At 67.1% G+C, this 16,285-nt stretch carries 17 protein-coding genes and 1 pseudogene; 11 read left to right on the top strand and 7 right to left on the bottom strand.

Annotated features, from left to right (window positions below; translation table 11 throughout):
* The first annotated feature begins 135 nt into the window (after positions 1–135).
* Positions 136–696 (top strand): TetR/AcrR family transcriptional regulator, encoded by a 561-nt coding sequence (locus tag AC3ERS_RS36255; protein ID WP_435590224.1) that lies wholly within the window; start codon positions 136–138, stop codon positions 694–696.
* Here AC3ERS_RS36255 and AC3ERS_RS36250 read toward each other — a convergent pair.
* Positions 691–1,311, bottom strand: a complete 621-nt coding sequence (locus tag AC3ERS_RS36250) for a TetR/AcrR family transcriptional regulator (protein ID WP_431972673.1) — start codon at positions 1,309–1,311, stop codon at positions 691–693. The genes AC3ERS_RS36255 and AC3ERS_RS36250 overlap by 6 nt on opposite strands.
* A 120-nt stretch (positions 1,312–1,431) precedes the next feature.
* Between AC3ERS_RS36250 and AC3ERS_RS36245 the strand changes: the two are divergent.
* From AC3ERS_RS36245 to AC3ERS_RS36225, 5 genes and pseudogenes are all read left to right on the top strand, one after another.
* Positions 1,432–2,745: pseudogene (locus tag AC3ERS_RS36245) on the top strand (AMP-binding protein); the annotation flags it as partial.
* Positions 2,746–2,985: 240 nt separating this feature from the next.
* Complete coding sequence (locus tag AC3ERS_RS36240; protein ID WP_431972674.1) at positions 2,986–3,768, top strand: SDR family oxidoreductase; 783 nt, start codon at positions 2,986–2,988, stop codon at positions 3,766–3,768.
* Positions 3,769–3,779: 11 nt separating this feature from the next.
* Positions 3,780–5,504 (top strand): acyl-CoA dehydrogenase family protein, encoded by a 1,725-nt coding sequence (locus AC3ERS_RS36235; RefSeq protein WP_431972672.1) that lies wholly within the window; start codon positions 3,780–3,782, stop codon positions 5,502–5,504.
* Complete coding sequence (locus tag AC3ERS_RS36230; RefSeq protein WP_431972671.1) at positions 5,501–6,337, top strand: MBL fold metallo-hydrolase; 837 nt, start codon at positions 5,501–5,503, stop codon at positions 6,335–6,337. Before AC3ERS_RS36235 ends, AC3ERS_RS36230 begins: the two co-directional genes overlap by 4 nt.
* A 40-nt stretch (positions 6,338–6,377) precedes the next feature.
* Positions 6,378–7,160: a crotonase/enoyl-CoA hydratase family protein gene (locus AC3ERS_RS36225; protein WP_431972670.1), complete on the top strand. Its 783-nt coding sequence runs from the start codon at positions 6,378–6,380 to the stop codon at positions 7,158–7,160.
* A 142-nt stretch (positions 7,161–7,302) separates the two neighbouring features.
* Here the strand turns inward: AC3ERS_RS36225 and AC3ERS_RS36220 are convergent, their stop codons facing one another.
* The 4 genes from AC3ERS_RS36220 to AC3ERS_RS36205 form a co-directional block, all read right to left on the bottom strand.
* Positions 7,303–7,833 (bottom strand): SRPBCC family protein, encoded by a 531-nt coding sequence (locus AC3ERS_RS36220; RefSeq protein ID WP_431972669.1) that lies wholly within the window; start codon positions 7,831–7,833, stop codon positions 7,303–7,305.
* Positions 7,830–8,165, bottom strand: a complete 336-nt coding sequence (locus AC3ERS_RS36215; RefSeq protein ID WP_431972668.1) for an ArsR/SmtB family transcription factor — start codon at positions 8,163–8,165, stop codon at positions 7,830–7,832. The genes AC3ERS_RS36220 and AC3ERS_RS36215 overlap by 4 nt, the downstream gene beginning before the upstream one ends.
* A gap of 82 nt (positions 8,166–8,247) precedes the next feature.
* The gene (locus AC3ERS_RS36210; RefSeq protein ID WP_431972667.1) at positions 8,248–9,393 is read right to left on the bottom strand and encodes an acyl-CoA dehydrogenase family protein; all 1,146 of its coding nucleotides are present in this window, start codon (positions 9,391–9,393) and stop codon (positions 8,248–8,250) included.
* A gap of 117 nt (positions 9,394–9,510) precedes the next feature.
* On the bottom strand, positions 9,511–10,368 hold the full coding sequence (locus AC3ERS_RS36205; protein ID WP_431972666.1) for an SDR family oxidoreductase: 858 nt from the start codon (positions 10,366–10,368) through the stop codon (positions 9,511–9,513).
* A gap of 535 nt (positions 10,369–10,903) precedes the next feature.
* Between AC3ERS_RS36205 and AC3ERS_RS36200 the strand changes: the two genes are divergently transcribed.
* The 3 genes from AC3ERS_RS36200 to AC3ERS_RS36190 are packed head-to-tail and all read left to right on the top strand — an operon-like array spanning position 10,904 to position 13,442.
* A complete protein-coding gene (locus tag AC3ERS_RS36200) occupies positions 10,904–12,022 on the top strand; it encodes an acyl-CoA dehydrogenase family protein (protein ID WP_431972665.1) in 1,119 nt (372 codons plus the stop codon).
* A 23-nt stretch (positions 12,023–12,045) separates the two neighbouring features.
* On the top strand, positions 12,046–12,837 hold the full coding sequence (locus tag AC3ERS_RS36195) for an enoyl-CoA hydratase-related protein (RefSeq protein WP_431972664.1): 792 nt from the start codon (positions 12,046–12,048) through the stop codon (positions 12,835–12,837).
* 38 nt (positions 12,838–12,875) lie between these two features.
* Entirely contained in the window at positions 12,876–13,442 is a 567-nt protein-coding gene (locus AC3ERS_RS36190; protein WP_431972663.1) for a PadR family transcriptional regulator, read from the top strand.
* Positions 13,443–13,539: 97 nt separating this feature from the next.
* Here the strand turns inward: AC3ERS_RS36190 and AC3ERS_RS36185 are convergent, their stop codons facing one another.
* A complete protein-coding gene (locus AC3ERS_RS36185; protein WP_431972662.1) occupies positions 13,540–13,854 on the bottom strand; it encodes an alpha/beta hydrolase in 315 nt (104 codons plus the stop codon).
* 73 nt (positions 13,855–13,927) lie between these two features.
* Positions 13,928–14,089, bottom strand: a complete 162-nt coding sequence (locus tag AC3ERS_RS36180; RefSeq protein WP_431972661.1) for a hypothetical protein — start codon at positions 14,087–14,089, stop codon at positions 13,928–13,930.
* A 105-nt stretch (positions 14,090–14,194) separates the two neighbouring features.
* Here AC3ERS_RS36180 and AC3ERS_RS36175 point away from each other — a divergent pair, with 105 nt between their 5' ends.
* Together AC3ERS_RS36175 and AC3ERS_RS36170 are read left to right on the top strand one after the other, a co-directional pair.
* Entirely contained in the window at positions 14,195–14,791 is a 597-nt protein-coding gene (locus AC3ERS_RS36175) for a TetR/AcrR family transcriptional regulator (RefSeq protein ID WP_431972660.1), read from the top strand.
* A 160-nt stretch (positions 14,792–14,951) separates the two neighbouring features.
* Positions 14,952–16,280: an alpha/beta hydrolase family protein gene (locus AC3ERS_RS36170; RefSeq protein WP_431972659.1), complete on the top strand. Its 1,329-nt coding sequence runs from the start codon at positions 14,952–14,954 to the stop codon at positions 16,278–16,280.
* Positions 16,281–16,285: the final 5 nt, after the last annotated feature.

Raw genomic sequence — 16,285 nt, 5'->3', positions numbered from 1 at the left:
GGGATTCCCGGGTCTCGGTGCATGTCCTCGAATTTCATAGAGAAGGTGATGATGAACGGCGATGCACCGGCATCGGCTGACTCCTCGATTCGTCGGTCGCTACGACCGTCCGGTCGCCGCGAACGGGCGCAGCTCTTGGCCGCTGCCAGTGAGGTGTTCGGGTTACGGGGCTACTACGCGACGGTGATGGAACATGTCTGCGAGCAGGCGCGAGTATCGAAACCGATTGTGTACGCGCATTTTCCCGGCAAGCTGGGACTCTATCTCGCTGTTGTCGAGATGCACGTCGACGCCTGGGTCGGCGGCGTGCGAAAGGCCCTTCGGTCGGCGACCGACAGCGAGCGCCGAATGCGGGCCGCGACGTCGGCCACCTTCGACTTCGTCGACCGTCGGCCACGGAGCTATCGCCTCGTCTTCGATTCGGACGCCGGCGGCGAACCCCCGGTCCGCCGCCGACTGGCGCGCTCCACCGAGGACTGCGTCGACGCGGTCTGCGAGGCGATGAACCGGGAGGGCAACGACTTTCGCGCCCGCATGGTGGCGACCGGCCTCGTCGGGGCGTGGCAAGCCGCGGCTACGGATTGGGTCGAGAGCGGACGTCCGGTCGCCAAGGCGGACGCCGTGGAGGCGACGGTGGCGATGTGCTGGCGCGGGCTGGCCAGGATGCCGGTACATCCGAGCCCGCGCGGATCATGAGATCAAACTCGGAATAGACCGGCAGACCGAGCGAAGGGATTCGTCGTCGCGGGTGGACAGCGCGACGACGAACGCCCCTTGGATCAGGGCCAGGACGGTGTCTGCGAGCTCGTCGGCCGTGCGGTCGCTCCGGACATCGCCCGCGGACTGGCCTGCCGCGATCGCATCGCGCAGGTGCGATTGCCAGGCGCGCACATCGGTGTCGAGTTGCTCGCGGAACGTATCGGAGGTCGCGGCGACCTCGGTGGAGAACTTCCCGAACAAGCAGGCGTGCTGATACCCGGACTCGACGAAGTGATCGGCCATCGCCGAGAAGTAGCCGCAGAGCTTGTCCGCGGTGCTCAACTCGGACTTCGCCGCCCACTTCGCGAGCAGATCGAGTTGGTAGCGGCTGTAGCGCTCGAGCACCGCTCGGCCGAAGGCTTCCTTGGATCCGAAGTGGTGATAGAAGGAGCCCTTCGGGACCCCTGAGGCCTCCAGGACCGCATCGACCGTGGTGCCGTGGAAGCCGTAGGCATAGAAGTGCTGCATGCCCTGACGGAGCAGCCGCTCCTTGTGCGAGGGCACGGTACGTGCCGATTTGTCGCCGTTCGTCGCGGCTTCCTGCGTTTTCACCGAACCAAGCATAGCGGCATCGTCTTTCGCGCCCCGCAACTGTTGACGATTTAGTCTAGACGATTTAGTCTAGCCCGGTCGGTCGGCGCTGACCACGGGTTTTGTCGAAGGAGCAAGTTCATGAGCACCAGCAACTACGAGGCTGCGGGTGAGATCGGGGCCGCGACGGAGGTGCCGACCTTCTGCCATCTGCTCTCCGTTGCGGCGGCCCGGCATTCGGACCGGTTCGCGGTGTCGTGGTGGGACGGCATGTTGGTGCGCACCATGACCTGGTTCGACTATCGCGAACGTGTGCTGAACCTCGCCGGTGCGATGCTGCGGCTCGGGGTACGGGCCGGCGACACCGTCGCGATCCTCGGCCGCAACTGTCCCGAACACCTGATGGCCGACCTCGCGGCGCTGCACTGCGGTGCGGTCCCGGTGAGCGTGTATCCGACGATGGCCGCCGAACGGATCGATCACGTCCTCGCGGACTGCATGCCTCGGATGATCGTGGTGGAGGAACATCCTCAGCAGCGGATCGTGCGTCACCTGCCGTGGGTCGTGGCCAACCAGCCGAAGCTGGTGCTGTTCGATCCCCTCGACGACCCGAATCCACCGACCGAGTTCACCTGGGACGAGCTGCTCACCCTCGGCGCGGACAGTCGCGACTGGGTGGCCGAGGAACTGGACTCCCGGATCGCGGCGATCGAGCCGTCGGATCCGGTCACCATCGTCTACACCTCGGGAACGACCGGATTTCCCAAGGGGGTCGTCCTCACCCACGACAACCTGTTGTGGGAGGTCGAGGCCATGGTGCGCACCGGCACCGTCGACTACGACTACCGCGCCGTCTCGCACCTGCCGCTGGCGCATGTGGCCGAGCGCCTGTGGTCGTTGTATCTGCCGATGCGGCTGGGCGGCCACGTGTTCTGCTGCCCGGAACCGAGGCGGCTGATCCACGCGCTCCAAACGCACCGGCCCAGCTTCCTGATGACTGTCCCCCGGGTGTGGGAGAAGCTGCACGCCGCTGCGCAGCGGGTCATCGGCAGCGCCGAATTCGACTCCCGCCGAGCCGATCTCGATCGCGACCGGCAGATCCTCCGGCAGGTGGCCCACGCGCGATGGGAGGACCGGCCGGTACCCGCCCCGGAGGCGGTCGCGGCTGTTCGCGCGCGAGAGGGTCTGCTGCGCGACGTCCGCTGGACGCTGGGTTTGGACAAGGTTCTGTTCGCCGGCACGGGCGCCGCGCCGATGTCCCACGATCTGCGGATCACGCTCGCCGCGATCGGAGTGGACATCCATCTGGGCTATGGCCTCACCGAGACATCCGGTCCGGCGGCCTGCGACCGGCTCGGATCCGGGAGCCGCGACTCGGTAGGTCTTCCGCTGCCGGGCGCCGATATTCGCATCGCCGCCGACCGCGAGGTCCTGGTTCGCAGCCGCGGCAACACCACGGGCTACTGGCGCGCCGAGGACCGCGCGGGACTGTTCACCGATCAGTGGCTGCACACCGGTGACCTCGGCTACTTCGACGCGGCGGGCCGACTGCACATCACCGACCGTAAGAAGGACCTGCTGATCACGTCTTCCGGCGAGAACATCGCTCCCGGCGTGATCGAAAACCGCTTGGCAGGCGGGTCGTTCATCGAGCGGACCTCTACTCCTGACCTTCCCCCACCCCGAAAGGTACGAATGTTTCCCGAAATCTTCTCCGTCGAAGGCAAGACGGTGCTGGTCACCGGCGGCACCCGCGGTATCGGCTACATGATCGCCGAGGGCTACCTGAAAGCCGGTGCGCGCGTGTACATCTCCTCGCGCAAAGAAGCCGCCTGCGCCGAAGCCGCCGAGAACCTCTCGCGGTACGGCGAAGTGCACGCCATACCCTGCGACGTCAGCAGCGAGGCCCAGTGCCGGACGCTGATCGAAGCCGTCGCCGCCCGCGAATCCGCGCTGCACGTGCTGGTCAACAACGCGGGCGCGAGCTGGGGAGCGCCGTTCGACGAATTCCCCGACGCCGCATGGGACAAGGTGCTCGACGCGAACGTCAAAGCGCCGTTCACCCTGACCCGGCTGGCTCGTCCGCTGCTGGAACAGGCTGCCGCCGAGGGAGATCCGGCCCGGGTGATCAACATCGGTTCCATCGACGGGCTGGTAGTTCCCGGGGTCGGCAACTACTCCTACTCCGCGTCCAAGGCCGCGGTCCATCACCTGACCAGGCACATGGCCGCCGAACTCGCGCCGTCCATCCTCGTCAACGCCATCGCTCCCGGTCCGTTCCCGTCGAAGATGATGGCCAAGACCCTCGAAGAGGTCGGCGACGAACTGCGGGCTGCCAGCCCGCTCGGCCGCATCGGCGAGCCGGCCGACATCGCCGCCACCGCGGTGTTCCTCAGCTCGCGTGCCTCGAATTTCGTGACCGGCGCGGTGATTCCGCTCGACGGCGGTCTCGCCACCACTGTCGGCATCCGACTCTGAAAGGCAGATCGATGTATCGACCGCCCATCGACGACTACGACTTCCTCTACACCCACGTATTCGGCGACGAGCTGCTGCACACCCTCGGCAACGGCGAGCTGAACGCCGCCGATGTGAACGACATCCTCACCACCGCAGCCGATTTCGCGGTGCAGGTGATGCATCCGCTCAATCCCGTCGGCGACCGGGTCGGCAGCGTGCTGGCCGAGGGCGTGGTGACCACCCCGCCCGGGTACGTCAAGGCCTACCGTTCTTTCGCCGAAGCCGGATGGGTCGGTTTCGGCCTGGACAGCGAGATCGGCGGCGGCGGTGTGCCATTGATGGTCTACAACGCCGTCTCGGAATTGTGGACCGCGGCCAACACGGCGTTCTCGCTGTGCTGGGGGCTGTCCACCGCCGCGATCACCGCGCTGCAGACCGCCGGGAGCGAGGAACTGCGCGCGACGTACCTGCCCAAGATGGTGTCCGGCGAATGGACCGGAACGATGAACCTGACCGAACCCCAGTCCGGGACGGATCTGGCCGCCATCCGCACCACCGCCCGTCCCAACGACGACGGCACCTGGTCCGTGCGGGGCCAGAAGATCTTCATCACCTGGGGCGACCACGACCTGACCGAGAACATCGTCCATTTGGTCCTGGCCCGGACCCCGGACGCACCGGAAGGGCTGGCCGGGCTCTCGCTGTTCGTGGTGCCGAAATTCCTGCCCGGCCGCGACGGCGGCGTCGGGGAACGGAACCGCGTCACGACTCTCGCGCTGGAACACAAGCTCGGCATCCACGCCAGCCCCACCTGCGTACTCGAATACGACGACGCGGTCGGTCATCTCGTGGGACGACAACACTTCGGCCTGATGGCGATGTTCGTCATGATGAACAACACGCGCATCGGCGTCGGCCTGCAGGGATTGGGCATCGCCGACCGCGCCTACCAGCAGGCCCGCGACTACGCCGAACAGCGAGTGCAGGGCCGGGTGCTCGGACGCCCCACAGACTCCCCGATCGCCGAGCACCCCGATGTCGCGCGCCTGCTGCTGTCGATGTCGAGTTCCCTCTCGGCGATGCGCGCGTTCTCACTGCAACTGGGGGAGTGGTGCGACCGCTGGCGGCGCGACGACTCCCAGCAGGCTGCGCAGCTGGCCGAATTCTTCGTGCCGGTCATGAAGGGCTGGTTCACCGAGGAATCCGTGCGCATCGCCTCCGACGCCATCCAGGTGCACGGTGGCATGGGGTTCATCGAGGAGACCGGCGCCGCCCAGTACTACCGCGACGCCAGGATCCTGCCCATCTACGAGGGCACGACCGGGATCCAATCCAACGACCTGGTGGGCCGCAAGGTCATTCGCGACAAAGGCGCCACCGCAGAACTGGCGCTCGGGTTGATCGCCGGCGACTTGGTTCCGTTGCGGCAATCGCAACATCCGGTGGTGCGGCGCACTGTCGAGCGGCTGGACCGTGCGATCGAGTGCGCCCGCGACACGACTCGAAGGCTGCTGGAACTGGCGGCGAACGATCGACGCGACGCTTACGCGGGCTCGGTGAACTACCTGACCATGATGGCCCTCATCGCCGGGGCGTGGATGCACGCGCGCATCATTTCCGCCGCGCTGCTCGCCCATCCCGAACCCACCGAGGACGACCTGCGACGGCTGCGCGAGGCCGACTTCTACGGCGCCCACCACCTCAGCCGGGTCCACTCCCTGGCCGAAGCCATCCGCGAAGGCGAAATCCAATGAGCGACAAACTGATACTGGACGTCTACACCAGCGAGGCATTCGACCTCCCCAACGGAGGGATGTTCTCGCCGACCACCTCGACCCTCGTCACCGGTCCCAGCGAGGCGCTGCTCGTCGACACCCAGTACCGGGCCGCCGACGTCGACGAGGTCATCAGGCGCATCGAAGCCTCCGGCAAGCGGTTGACCACGATCTTCGTCACCCACGGCCATTCCGACCATTACTTCGGGCTCCAGCGATTGCTCGACCGGTTCCCCGAAGCCCGGCCGGTAGCGGTGGCATCGGTGGCAGCGCACATCGCCGCGAGCATCGACTCCGATCGCGCCTACGCCCGCGAATTCTTCGCCGGGCAGGCCCTCGACAACGCGGTCGTGCCCGAACCTCTCGACGAGCCGACCCTGTCGGTCGACGGCATCGCGGTCCACGTCCTCGAAATCCCCCAGGCCGACATCGCTCCCACGGCGATCCTGCACATCCCCTCGATCGCGGCGGTCGTCGCGGGCGACGCGATCTACAACGGGGTCAATCCCTTCCTCGCCGTCAGCGGGCCCGCGGAATGGCAGAAATGGCTGGGCAGTGTCGATGTCATCGCCGCACTGAACCCTGCCACCGTCGTGGCCGGGCACAAACGACCCGGCGCCGCCGACACCGCCGACTGCATCGCCGAAACCCGCGACTACATCGAACAATTCGCCGCGCACGTCGACAGCAGTGCGAACTTGCGCGAACTGGTCACGCACATGCGGTCGCAGTTCCCCGATCACGTCAATCCCTCGGCGCTGGTGCTCTCGGCGGTCACCGCGTTCCAGCGAAAGAAGCAGTCCCATGCCTGAAGCCGTCAGCGTGCCCGAACCCCGAAAGGACTAAATACTCATGACCTACGAAACCCTCACCGTTCGCCGCCGCGGCGCGGTGCAGATCATCGGCCTCGACCGCCCGGCCAAACGCAACGCCTTCGACATCACGATGCTGCGGGAACTGGCCACCGCCTTCGGCGAACTCGACCGCGACGACAGCGTGCGCGCCGCCGTTCTCTACGGCGAGGGAACGATGTTCACCTCCGGCTTGGATCTGGCCAGCGTCGCCGGGGAGATCCAGGCGGGCAACTCGATGGTCCCGGAGGGCGGGATCAACCCGTGGCAAGTCGAGGGCAAGCGGGTCTCCAAGCCGATCGTCGCCGCGGTGCACGGCAAAGTCCTCACCCTCGGCATCGAACTGATGCTCGCCGCCGACATCGTGGTGGCCGCCGAATCGACCACCTTCGCCCAACTCGAGATCTCGCGCGGCATCTACCCGTTCGGCGGAACGACCATCCGCTTCCCGCGTGCCGCGGGGTGGGGTAACGCCATGCGTTGGCTGCTGACGGCCGAGGAGTTCGACGCCGCCGAAGCGCACCGGATCGGCGTCGTCCAGGAAGTCGTACCCGACGACACGCACGTCGAACGGGCGATCGAGATCGCGCGAGTCATCGCGCGACAGGCGCCACTCGGTGTGCAGGCAACCCTGCGCAACGCGCGCCTGGCCGAACGCGAGGGCGAGGCCGCCGCCGAAGCCGAGCTCGTGCCCACCGTGCAGAAGCTGTTCACCACCGAGGACGCCGCCATCGGCATCCAGGCCTTCCTGACCCGCACGACAGCCGAATTCGCCGGCCGCTGAGGTTCCGGCAAACCCGCCCGCGTCACCGAGACGATCAGCCTGCTCGTCGCCTGAACGTCGGGCCATCAGCTGTCGGGCGAAGAGCGAGGGATCGCGAGCTGTCCGCCGCCCTGCTCGCCGAGCGAGCAGGGCGGCTCGGCCGCTACTCCGGGATGCGCTCGGCGTAGTCCTTCTCGAGCCGAGCGAGCTTGGGCCAGAACGGTTCCGGCGTGCCTCCGGACAGCCGGGCGACGAGCAGGTCGAGGTGGCTGTGCCAGCCGCCGGAGACGTTGAGCAGGGCGTCGCGGTCGGGGAGGCGGCGGTGGGTGAGTTCCAGGCGGACCTGCTCGCCCACCTGTTCCAGCGTGAACGTCACCTCCGACCCGTCGCCCCAGGTGAACGACAGCAGCCGCGGCGGCTCACACGCCAGCACCTCGCCCTGCATCCGGTGCTCGTTCGCGTACTGCGGCGGCGCCGGATCGTCGGCATCGGTGAGTTCGGAATTGCGGAAGATCAATTCGACCGAGCCGCCTGCCGCCTGCGTCATCTCACCGCCCGCCAGCCAGGTGCGCCGCAGCTCCGCGTCGGTCAGGTACCGCCACACCCGCTCGATGGGGCCGGGCAGCAGCCGTTCCATGCGCACCGCGCCGGGTTCGGTCACGGTGCCGTAGTCGGAAATCCGTTGTGCCGTCATGATTCATCCTCGGTTCGGAGTAGTTCTTCGAGCCTGTCGAGTCGCTCGGTCCAGAAGCGCTCGTAGAAGCGCATCCACTCGGCGCCGTCCCGGATCGGCCGCGCGTCGAGGCGGCAGATGTGAACCCGACCGTGCACCGTCCGCCGCACCAACCCCGCGCGCTCGAGCACCTGGATGTGCTTGGACGCCCCGGCCAGTGTCATCGCGTACGGCTCGGCCAACTCGCCGACACTGTGCGCGCCCTCGGCCAGCGTGCGCAACATGGCCCGCCGTGTGGGGTGCGACAGCGCGTGGAACAGCGCGTCCAGCCGATCGGATTCATGTTCAACCACATGGTTGAGTATGCGCGCATCAGCGGCAATGGTCAACCACTTGGTTGAATATAAGGCCGGTTTGCTGCGGTCGAGGGATTGGTCAGGAGGCGAGAAGTGAGCGGCCGATGATCTCCTTCATGATCTCGGTGGCGCCGCCGTAGATGGTCTGCACGCGTCCGTCCACGAAGGCCTTCGCGACCGGGTACTCGGTCATGTAGCCGTAGCCGCCGTGCAGTTGCAGGCACCGGTCGGTGACTCGTTTTTGCAGTTCGGTGGCCCACCATTTCGCCATGGAGGCGTGCACGGCATCGAGTTCGCCGCCGGAGTGATCGATGATGCACCGGTCGATGAAGCTCCGGGTGACGGCGCACTCGGTGGCCATCTCGGCGATCTCGAAGCGCACGTGTTGCAGCTTGGCCAGCGGTCGCCCGAACGCTTCGCGCTCCTTGACGTACCGGGTGGTGATGTCGAGCATGTGCTCCGCCACCGCGATCGCGGCTGCGGCGATGTGGAGCCGCTCGGTGGCCAGGTTGGTGACCAGGTGCAGGAACGCGCCGTCGAGTTGTCCGAGCAGATTCTCCTTGGGCACCTTGACGTCGTTGAAGAACAGTTCCGCTGTGTCCTGGGCCTTCTGGCCGAGTTTGTCGAGGTTGCGGCCGCGTTCGAAGCCGTCCATGCCGCGTTCCACCACGAGCAGTGACAGGCCTCGTGACCCGCCTTCCGGGGTGGTTTTGGCGACCACGATGACCAGATCGGCAAGGATGCCGTTGGAGATGAAGGTCTTGGAGCCGTTGAGCAGCCAGTGATCGCCGCGATCCTGGGCGTGGGTGCTGATGCCTTGGAGGTCGGAGCCGCCGCCGGGTTCGGTCATGGCGATCGCGCCGATCGTTTCGCCGCTGCAGAAGCCGGGCAGCCAGCGCCTCTTTTGTTCCTCGTTGCTCAGGCCGATCAGGTAGGAGCCGACCATGTCGTTGTGCAGTCCCAGCGCGAGTCCGGGCACGCCCGCACTGGCGAGTTCTTCGGCGATGATGGCGCTGTAGCGGAAGTCGGTGGTGCCCCCGCCGCCGAATTCTTCCGGTGCGGACAGGCCGAGCAGGCCCTGGCGGCCTGCGGCGAGCCAGACCTCACGGGAGACTGCGCCGTCCTTTTCCCACTGTTCGTAGTGCGGCAGTACCTCTTTGGCGAGGAAGGTGCGTACGAGGTCGCGGAAGTCGTTGTGTTCGGTGTCGAAGATGTGGCGTTGCACGTCGGATCTTTCTGCGGTGGCGGCGATGAGGCGGTGAACGGAAACCATTGGGGGCCAGTGCTGTCGGGCTGTAGCGGCCCGCGGCTGGCGAAGCGGGGAAGGTGTCGCGACGGGGGCTTACTGTTGGGCGGCTGCTGCCAGGAACCGTCCGGCTTCCTGGATCTGGAGAACGCTTTCGCCCGAGCCGCCGCCGTCGCAGGGGATGATCGCCCCGGAGATGTAGCGGGCCGCCGAGGACGACAGGAACATCGCCAGGCCGGCGACATCGTCTTTGGTGCCAAGCCTTCCCAGTGGCACCGTCTTGATGGCGGCGCCGTCGTCGTGCGGGGTCAACCGCGCCATCCCCTCGGTGCCGGCGATCGGGCCGGGAGCGATGGCATTGACGCGGATCCCCTTGGCGCCCCATTCCAGGGCCAGCACCCGGGTCAGTTGGTCGACACCGGCTTTGGCCGCACACACGTGGGCTTGGTAGCGGACCGGGATCGAGGCCTGCGGGGCGGTGATGTTGATGACCGAAGCGCCCGGAGCGAGGTAGTCGAGCCCGGCGCGCATCACATGGAAGGTGCCGTTGAGGTCGATGTCGACGACCACCTTGAAGCCATTCGACGACAGCGCCGAGGCCTCGGCGAGGAAGTTGCCCGCCGCGCCCGAGATCAGGACATCGATGGCTCCCCACTCGGTGCGGATCGACTCGAAAACCTCTTCCACGGCCCGCATGTCGCGCACATCGGCCACGAAGCCGCCGACCGGCACGCCGTGCACGTCGAGCCGCGCGATCGCGGCGTCGACGTTGTCGCGTTTGCGGCTGACCACCACCACGGCCGCGCCATGGGCGGCGAAGGCTTCGGCGATGCCGAAGTTGATGCCGGTCGTGCCTCCGAAGATCACGACCTTCTTACCGGTGAAATCGAACTGAATGTCCATGCGCGGCTCTCCTTGGCGCGTCGAACGTGGATGGATCGCCCGGGTTCGCATGACTGGTGCGGGGTGGCCCGAGGCGGTGCACAGGAGGCTATGGGGACCGCCGCGCATTGTGCAACAAGTTGCATAAAAAGTGTGTCGGCAATCACGATCGCTTGTCGTCCAATCCGCCGACGTCGGTGAACGTGCTGGTCACGCCCTTGGTCGGACTGCTGCACCTCGGTTGGCAGCTGGCGGATAACCCACGGGCCCCGGGCTGGAGGGGTCCGCAAAGTGAGCGATGCCACACTTTTTGTGCAACTTGTTGCATAAAGCCTTCGCTGGAAATAACGTCGGGTTCAAGCGCAGTCCCGGCGGCGTCTTCGCCGCTTTCCGTCTCGAAGGATTCACCGCTGTGGCTTTCCCGCCGTCTGTCCCTGCCCGTGGTCGGGTCGCTCACCCAGCAGTACGACCGAGCCCGCCGCGACCTGGCATCCATGCTCGAGCGCGCCGGGCAGCCTTCCGCGCCGAGCCGCACAGTCATCGGCGAGATGATCACGCAACCCCCGCGGTAGGACTCGCATGCGACCACGAACAACCAAGGCCAACAATGGATTCGACCTTCGAACTCGATCAGCCCGCGCTGCGCAAGAACCTGCACGACGTCTTCGCGCTGCGCTACCCCGACCTCGACGCCCGTCGCGACAGCCTCGCCACCGCGTCAGGTTTCGATGCCGGTATCTGGCGTTCGCTGGCGCAGCTGGACGTGCTCGGTTCGCGCCGCAGCGGGGAGCCTGTCCCGGCCGGGGCCGGACCGACCGAAGCGGCAATCGTGGCCGAGGAGATCGGCCGGGTGCTTGCACCCGAACCCTACGTCGCCATGGCGGTCCTGACCGGTGCTCTGATCACCGGCGCGGCCGGCGCGCCACAACGTCGAGAACTGCTCACCTCACTCGGGCAAGGCACCTTGTTGCCGGTATTCGCCCATTCCGAAGCCGACGCAACTGGGGATCCGGGCAGCCGGGCGAGCCGACGGGGGCATGGCTGGTCGGTGTCCGGCACAAAGGAATCCGTCGTCTACGGCGCTGAGTCCTCGCTGCTGATCGTCAGTGCCCACACCGACAGCGACGGCACCGGGCTGTTCCTGATCGAACCCGACCAGCGCGCCGTCGAGATCGACGGCTACACCCTCCTCGACGGCAGCCGCGCCGCGCGGCTGATCCTGGACCGCGCCGCGGCGACACCACTGGGGACGCCCGAGCACGATCACTCGGCCACCATTGCCACCGCGCTCGCCCGCGCGCGCATCGCCTATTGCCACGAGGCGGTCGGCGCGATGGCTCGCGCACTGCAGCTGATCGTCGACCATTCCACCGGCGAACGGCGAAAGGGTGCCGCCCTCACCTACGACGAGGCAGCCGGAGCCGGCGTCGCCGACTGGTACCTCGCGATCGAGTTCGCGCGCCGCAGCGCCCCGTGGGCAACGACGACCCTGCTCGACGACCCCGATCGGGCCATCGACGCCGCGGCGCGGGCGACCCGTCGAACCGACACGGCCCGCTGGATCGGTCACGACGCGATGACCCGCCCCGGCCCCGCGGCCCGCGACTCGATCGGGCACTACGCGCGCCGATTGAGTGTGATCGGTCATCTGCTCGAAGAGCACTGCCCTTATCTGCGCTCACCCACCAACGCCAGTACCCCACACCACCGCTGCGACACCCTCTGAAACCGAGAAGGAAGCGACAACCGATGAACGACAACACTCCCGTGATCGACACCCGCACCGAAGGCGCGACCACCATCATCCGGTTCAATCGGCCCCAGCAGTTCAACAGCATCGACACCGCCGCCCGCAACCGGCTGCGGCGGGACCTGGCCGCCGCAGCCGCCGATCCCGATGTGCGCGCGGTCGTCCTCACTGGCAACGGTCGCGCGTTCTGCGCCGGACAAGACCTGCGGGAATTGCAGAGCGCTCCGGAAGCAACCGTTCTGGGCGACCTGGTGCGCGAACACTTCAACCCGATCGTGCAGTTGCTGGTGAGCATGCCCAAACCGGTGATCGCGGCCGTCAACGGAACCGCCGCGGGAGCGGGGATGGCGCTGGCGCTGGCGTGTGACCTGCGCATCGCCACGGAGTCGGCGGCCTTCACCACCGCCTTCGCCGGAATCGGACTGTCCTGCGACACCGGGATGTCATGGACCCTGCCCCGTATCGCGGGCCGTGCCGCCGCGCTGGACCTACTGATGCGTCCACGCGTCATCGGATCCGCCGAAGCCCTGCGCCTCGGCATCGTCCACCAAGTGGTCGCCGACACCGACTTCGAAGCACGCTGGCGTTCGCTGTCGAACGAACTGGCCGCAGGCCCGACGACGGCGCTGGCCGCGATCAAGGCTTCGGTCAACCACGCCTGCGGAACAACCCTCGATGCCGCCGTGGATTTCGAAGCCGACCAGATGACCCGCACGGGCCGCACCCGTGATCACAAGACGGCGGTGGCAGCGTTTCTGGCCAAGTCCGCCCCGGTATTCGCCGGCTACTGACGAACCCGCCGTCGGGCGACCTCTCTAAGATTCGGCGAATGGCACTGCAGTTCGCGATCCTCACAGCGCTGGCCGAACGCGAATCCAGCGGTTTCGAGTTGGCCAAACGCTTCGATCGTCTCTACGGATACTTCTGGTCGGCCTCCCATCAGCAGATCTACCGGGAGCTCGACCGGCTCCACGCCACCGGCCTGGTCGCCGAAGTGCCCCAACCCGAACGCCCTGGGCGCGGCCAACCCAAACGCTTCGCCATCACCGAGGCGGGAACAACCGCCCTGCGCGACTGGACCGGCGAGATCGACGAACCGACGCATGCCCGCGAATCCCTGATCGTGAAAACGCGGGCCGCGGCCTCCGTCGGCGACTTCGACGGGCTGCGCGCAGTGATCGCCCACCATCTCGCCGTGCACGGCAGCGACCTGGTCAAACACACAGAGATCGAGACTCGCGACTTCTCCACTGTCGACACCGACGCCGACGCCCTGCGGCACCTCGTCCTCAAAGCCGGAATCGCGATGGAACAACTCTGGGTCGACTGGTGCCGAGAAGCGCTCGACACCCTCGACACCATCCAAGCCCGAACGGCCACCGAACCCACGACCTAGGTGTACTGACCATGGACGTTGGTGACGGCGTGGCGAGCTGACAAAGCGACCCCACGGCTGAACCGGGCGATGTAGTCGTCGAGGAGCTCGAGGCCGGTCACCGGGCGACCTCGGCGGAGGCCAGGGCGCGGGGGAGCCAGTCCAGCACGGTCGAGGCCACCTCGGGGAGCTTGGTGACCGCACAATGCCCGGTATCGGGCAGCGGCTCGACGACGGTGTCGCGGCGTCCCTCGAAGACCAGGGTGTCGTGCTGCGGGACGTGGACATCGTCGGCGCCGTTGATGATCAGCATCGGGGCGTTGCGATCCTGATCGAGTAGCGGGCGCAGCGACATTTCCGCGTAGCGGGCCATCCGTTCCTCGGCGCTGGGTGGCGCGTCGAATCCCAGTGTGTTGCCGATGATGTCGGCCATGCCGAACCGGGTCGGCCCCGTTCCGGCGAAGGTGGCTTCGACCGGCCCGCCGATGTCGACGGCGGCATCGACCTCACCGGCCAGACCGGATCGCGCCGCCCGGGGCGTCCGCCCACATGTCCGTGATCACGGCACGCATCGCGTCGACGTCGTCGACGGGCAATCCGGTGTTGGTCATCTGCGCGTACCGCTCGCTGAACAGCTCCTGTGGGTTCAGCGGCCATGGGTAGGGCATGTCGACTCCTTCGGCGATCCGTGCCTTTAACGCAGAGATTCCGCTTTAACGAACAGTACGCGCGGCGCGTCGTTAACGCAATAGGCATGCATTAGGGTGAGGGTGATGAGTCAGGATGAGCTTGGTGACGAGGTGCGGCGCCGCCCTGGCGGCCGGTCCGCGCGAGTGCGCACCGCGGTGCTGCAAGCAACTCTGGAGGTCCTGGCCGAACACGGCCCGGGCGGGGTGACGATGAGCGATATCGCTCGACGGGCCGGGGTTCATGCGACATCGATCCAACGACGTTGGGGGACAACCGAGAACGTGATGCTCGATGCGCTGCTGGAGCGCAGCGAGGAGCTGCTGCCGGTCCCCGACACCGGATCGCTGCGCGGCGACATGATCGCGCTGGCGCGAGCGGTCGAGGCCTATCTGGCCACGCCGCTGGGTACCGCGCTGGCCAGGGCGATGGCGGTCGCCGACGACGATCCCGCCACCGCCGGCGGTCGCTCCGAGTTCTGGAAAGCCCGGTACCACGCGGCAAGTGTCATTTTCGACCGCGCTGCCGCCCGCGACGAACTCGCCCCGGGGGCCGATCCCTGGATTGCCCTCGAAATGCTCATCGCCCCACTGCATTTCCGGGCCCTGCTCGTCCGTCGACCCGTCGACGACCAGCTGATCGCGCAGATGGTCGACACCCTCCTGCGAGGCCTGGCCGGATAGGGCTGGGTTGGTGCGGCACGCCGCAGCGCGACCACTGGCGCTGGCTACGTAACCCGGCGAACTCTTAACGCAATAGTCTTGCTTTTAGCATCGACGGTGCTTACGCTGGCCCCGCGGCCGCAACCGTTATGGCACCTCGATCCGATAGGGAGGCAGGACTGTGGCATCGACCACATCCCGGGCCCGCAGGCTTTTCGTCAGCACCCTCGCACTGACCGGCACCACCGAACGGGCCGCGAACCGTTTCGGCACGGCGCCGTTTCTGCCCGCACTCTTCGCCGATCGGCTCACTCACCTCGGTGGGATCGATCCCGCGGTGTTCAGCGCCCAATTGGCCGCGTGCAACTCCTTCGACGACAACCGATGGACCACACACTGGGAGACGTTCGCCGACGAACACACCGCCACGGCCGATGCCGCGCTGGCGGTACTCGGCGGACCGTCGACGCGGGAACTGCTCGATTCGACCACCGACGTGGAGGTCCGCAAGCTCGGCGAACTGCTCGCTCCGGCGGTGGAGATCCTCGCCGACCGCGGCCCGATCGCACCACCGGACGCCGTGGACCGCTTTTGCGCGCTGCACCCCGAAGACTGTGATGCCGCAGTCGCTCTGGACGCGCTGATCAAGGTCGTGGTGTACGAGTTCGCCGCGTCCTGGCCGGGTTGGAGCCCGCGCCGGTTGCAGGCCTACGAGACCTCCCATCGGCTGTGCGAGATCCTGCTCACCGCGCTCGCCCCGGCCATGGGCATCACCGTGGAGGCGGTGCGAATCCCCCGCGGCAGCGCCGATGAAGTCCGCGGATACCTGATCTCGCCGGAGGGTGCCGAGCAGTTGCCGACCGTGCTCATCACCAACGGCCTCGAGGGCACCCTCGGCGAGCTGACGTTGCCGCTGTTGCAGCATCGCGCCGAGGGCATGACCTATTTCGTCATGGAGATGCCCGGCACCTTCCATTACCGGCAGCCGCTGACGCCGGAATCGGAGCGGGTGTACTCGGCCGTCGTTGACTTCCTCACCGCCGATCACCGTGTCGACGCGCAGCGAATCGGCATGCTGGGCGTCAGCTTCGGCGCGTACTGGTCGACCCGTATGGCCGCGGTCGAGCCGCGGTTGCGTGCCGCGGTCGCCAACGGTGCGCTGGCCGACCGCACTTTCGCGCCGACGGGGTCGATCGGCGTTCCCGAAATCATCGTCTCCACCATTCGCCGGACCGTCGGAGCCACAAGCGTGCCGGATATGGTGGGCAAGCTTTCGGCGCTGTCGCTGCGCGATCACCTACGGCGAATCGAGATCCCGCTGCTGGTCGTCAACGGAGCCGACGACTCCCTGTGCAGGGTCGAGGATTCCATCGATATCGCCACCTACGCGCCCAACGCCCAGCTGGTGCTCTACGCCGACGACGACCACTGCGCCATGAAGCACGAGCCCGAATGGCTCGACCTGTGCATCCGGTTCTTCCGAACCCACTTGGCCGCAGCCCAGAACTAGTGACT

It is taken from the genome of Nocardia sp. bgisy134, assembly GCF_057708325.1.
The sequence above is the reverse complement of the archived record's forward strand: the minus strand, read 5'-3'. Positions and strand labels throughout refer to the sequence as shown.

Bases quoted from the DNA above. Each gene is read 5' to 3' on its own strand.
- AC3ERS_RS36180 (WP_431972661.1), bottom strand. From the start codon at position 14,089: ATGCCCTACCCATGGCCGCTGAACCCACAGGAGCTGTTCAGCGAGCGG.
- AC3ERS_RS36185 (WP_431972662.1), bottom strand. From the start codon at position 13,854: ATGGCCGACATCATCGGCAACACACTGGGATTCGACGCGCCACCCAGC.
- AC3ERS_RS36205 (WP_431972666.1), bottom strand. From the start codon at position 10,368: ATGCGAACCCGGGCGATCCATCCACGTTCGACGCGCCAAGGAGAGCCG.
- AC3ERS_RS36220 (WP_431972669.1), bottom strand. From the start codon at position 7,833: ATGACGGCACAACGGATTTCCGACTACGGCACCGTGACCGAACCCGGC.
- AC3ERS_RS36240 (WP_431972674.1), top strand. From the start codon at position 2,986: ATGTTTCCCGAAATCTTCTCCGTCGAAGGCAAGACGGTGCTGGTCACC.
- AC3ERS_RS36195 (WP_431972664.1), top strand. From the start codon at position 12,046: ATGAACGACAACACTCCCGTGATCGACACCCGCACCGAAGGCGCGACC.
- AC3ERS_RS36175 (WP_431972660.1), top strand. From the start codon at position 14,195: ATGAGTCAGGATGAGCTTGGTGACGAGGTGCGGCGCCGCCCTGGCGGC.
- AC3ERS_RS36235 (WP_431972672.1), top strand. From the start codon at position 3,780: ATGTATCGACCGCCCATCGACGACTACGACTTCCTCTACACCCACGTA.
- AC3ERS_RS36225 (WP_431972670.1), top strand. From the start codon at position 6,378: ATGACCTACGAAACCCTCACCGTTCGCCGCCGCGGCGCGGTGCAGATC.
- AC3ERS_RS36190 (WP_431972663.1), top strand. From the start codon at position 12,876: ATGGCACTGCAGTTCGCGATCCTCACAGCGCTGGCCGAACGCGAATCC.
- AC3ERS_RS36230 (WP_431972671.1), top strand. From the start codon at position 5,501: ATGAGCGACAAACTGATACTGGACGTCTACACCAGCGAGGCATTCGAC.
- AC3ERS_RS36200 (WP_431972665.1), top strand. From the start codon at position 10,904: ATGGATTCGACCTTCGAACTCGATCAGCCCGCGCTGCGCAAGAACCTG.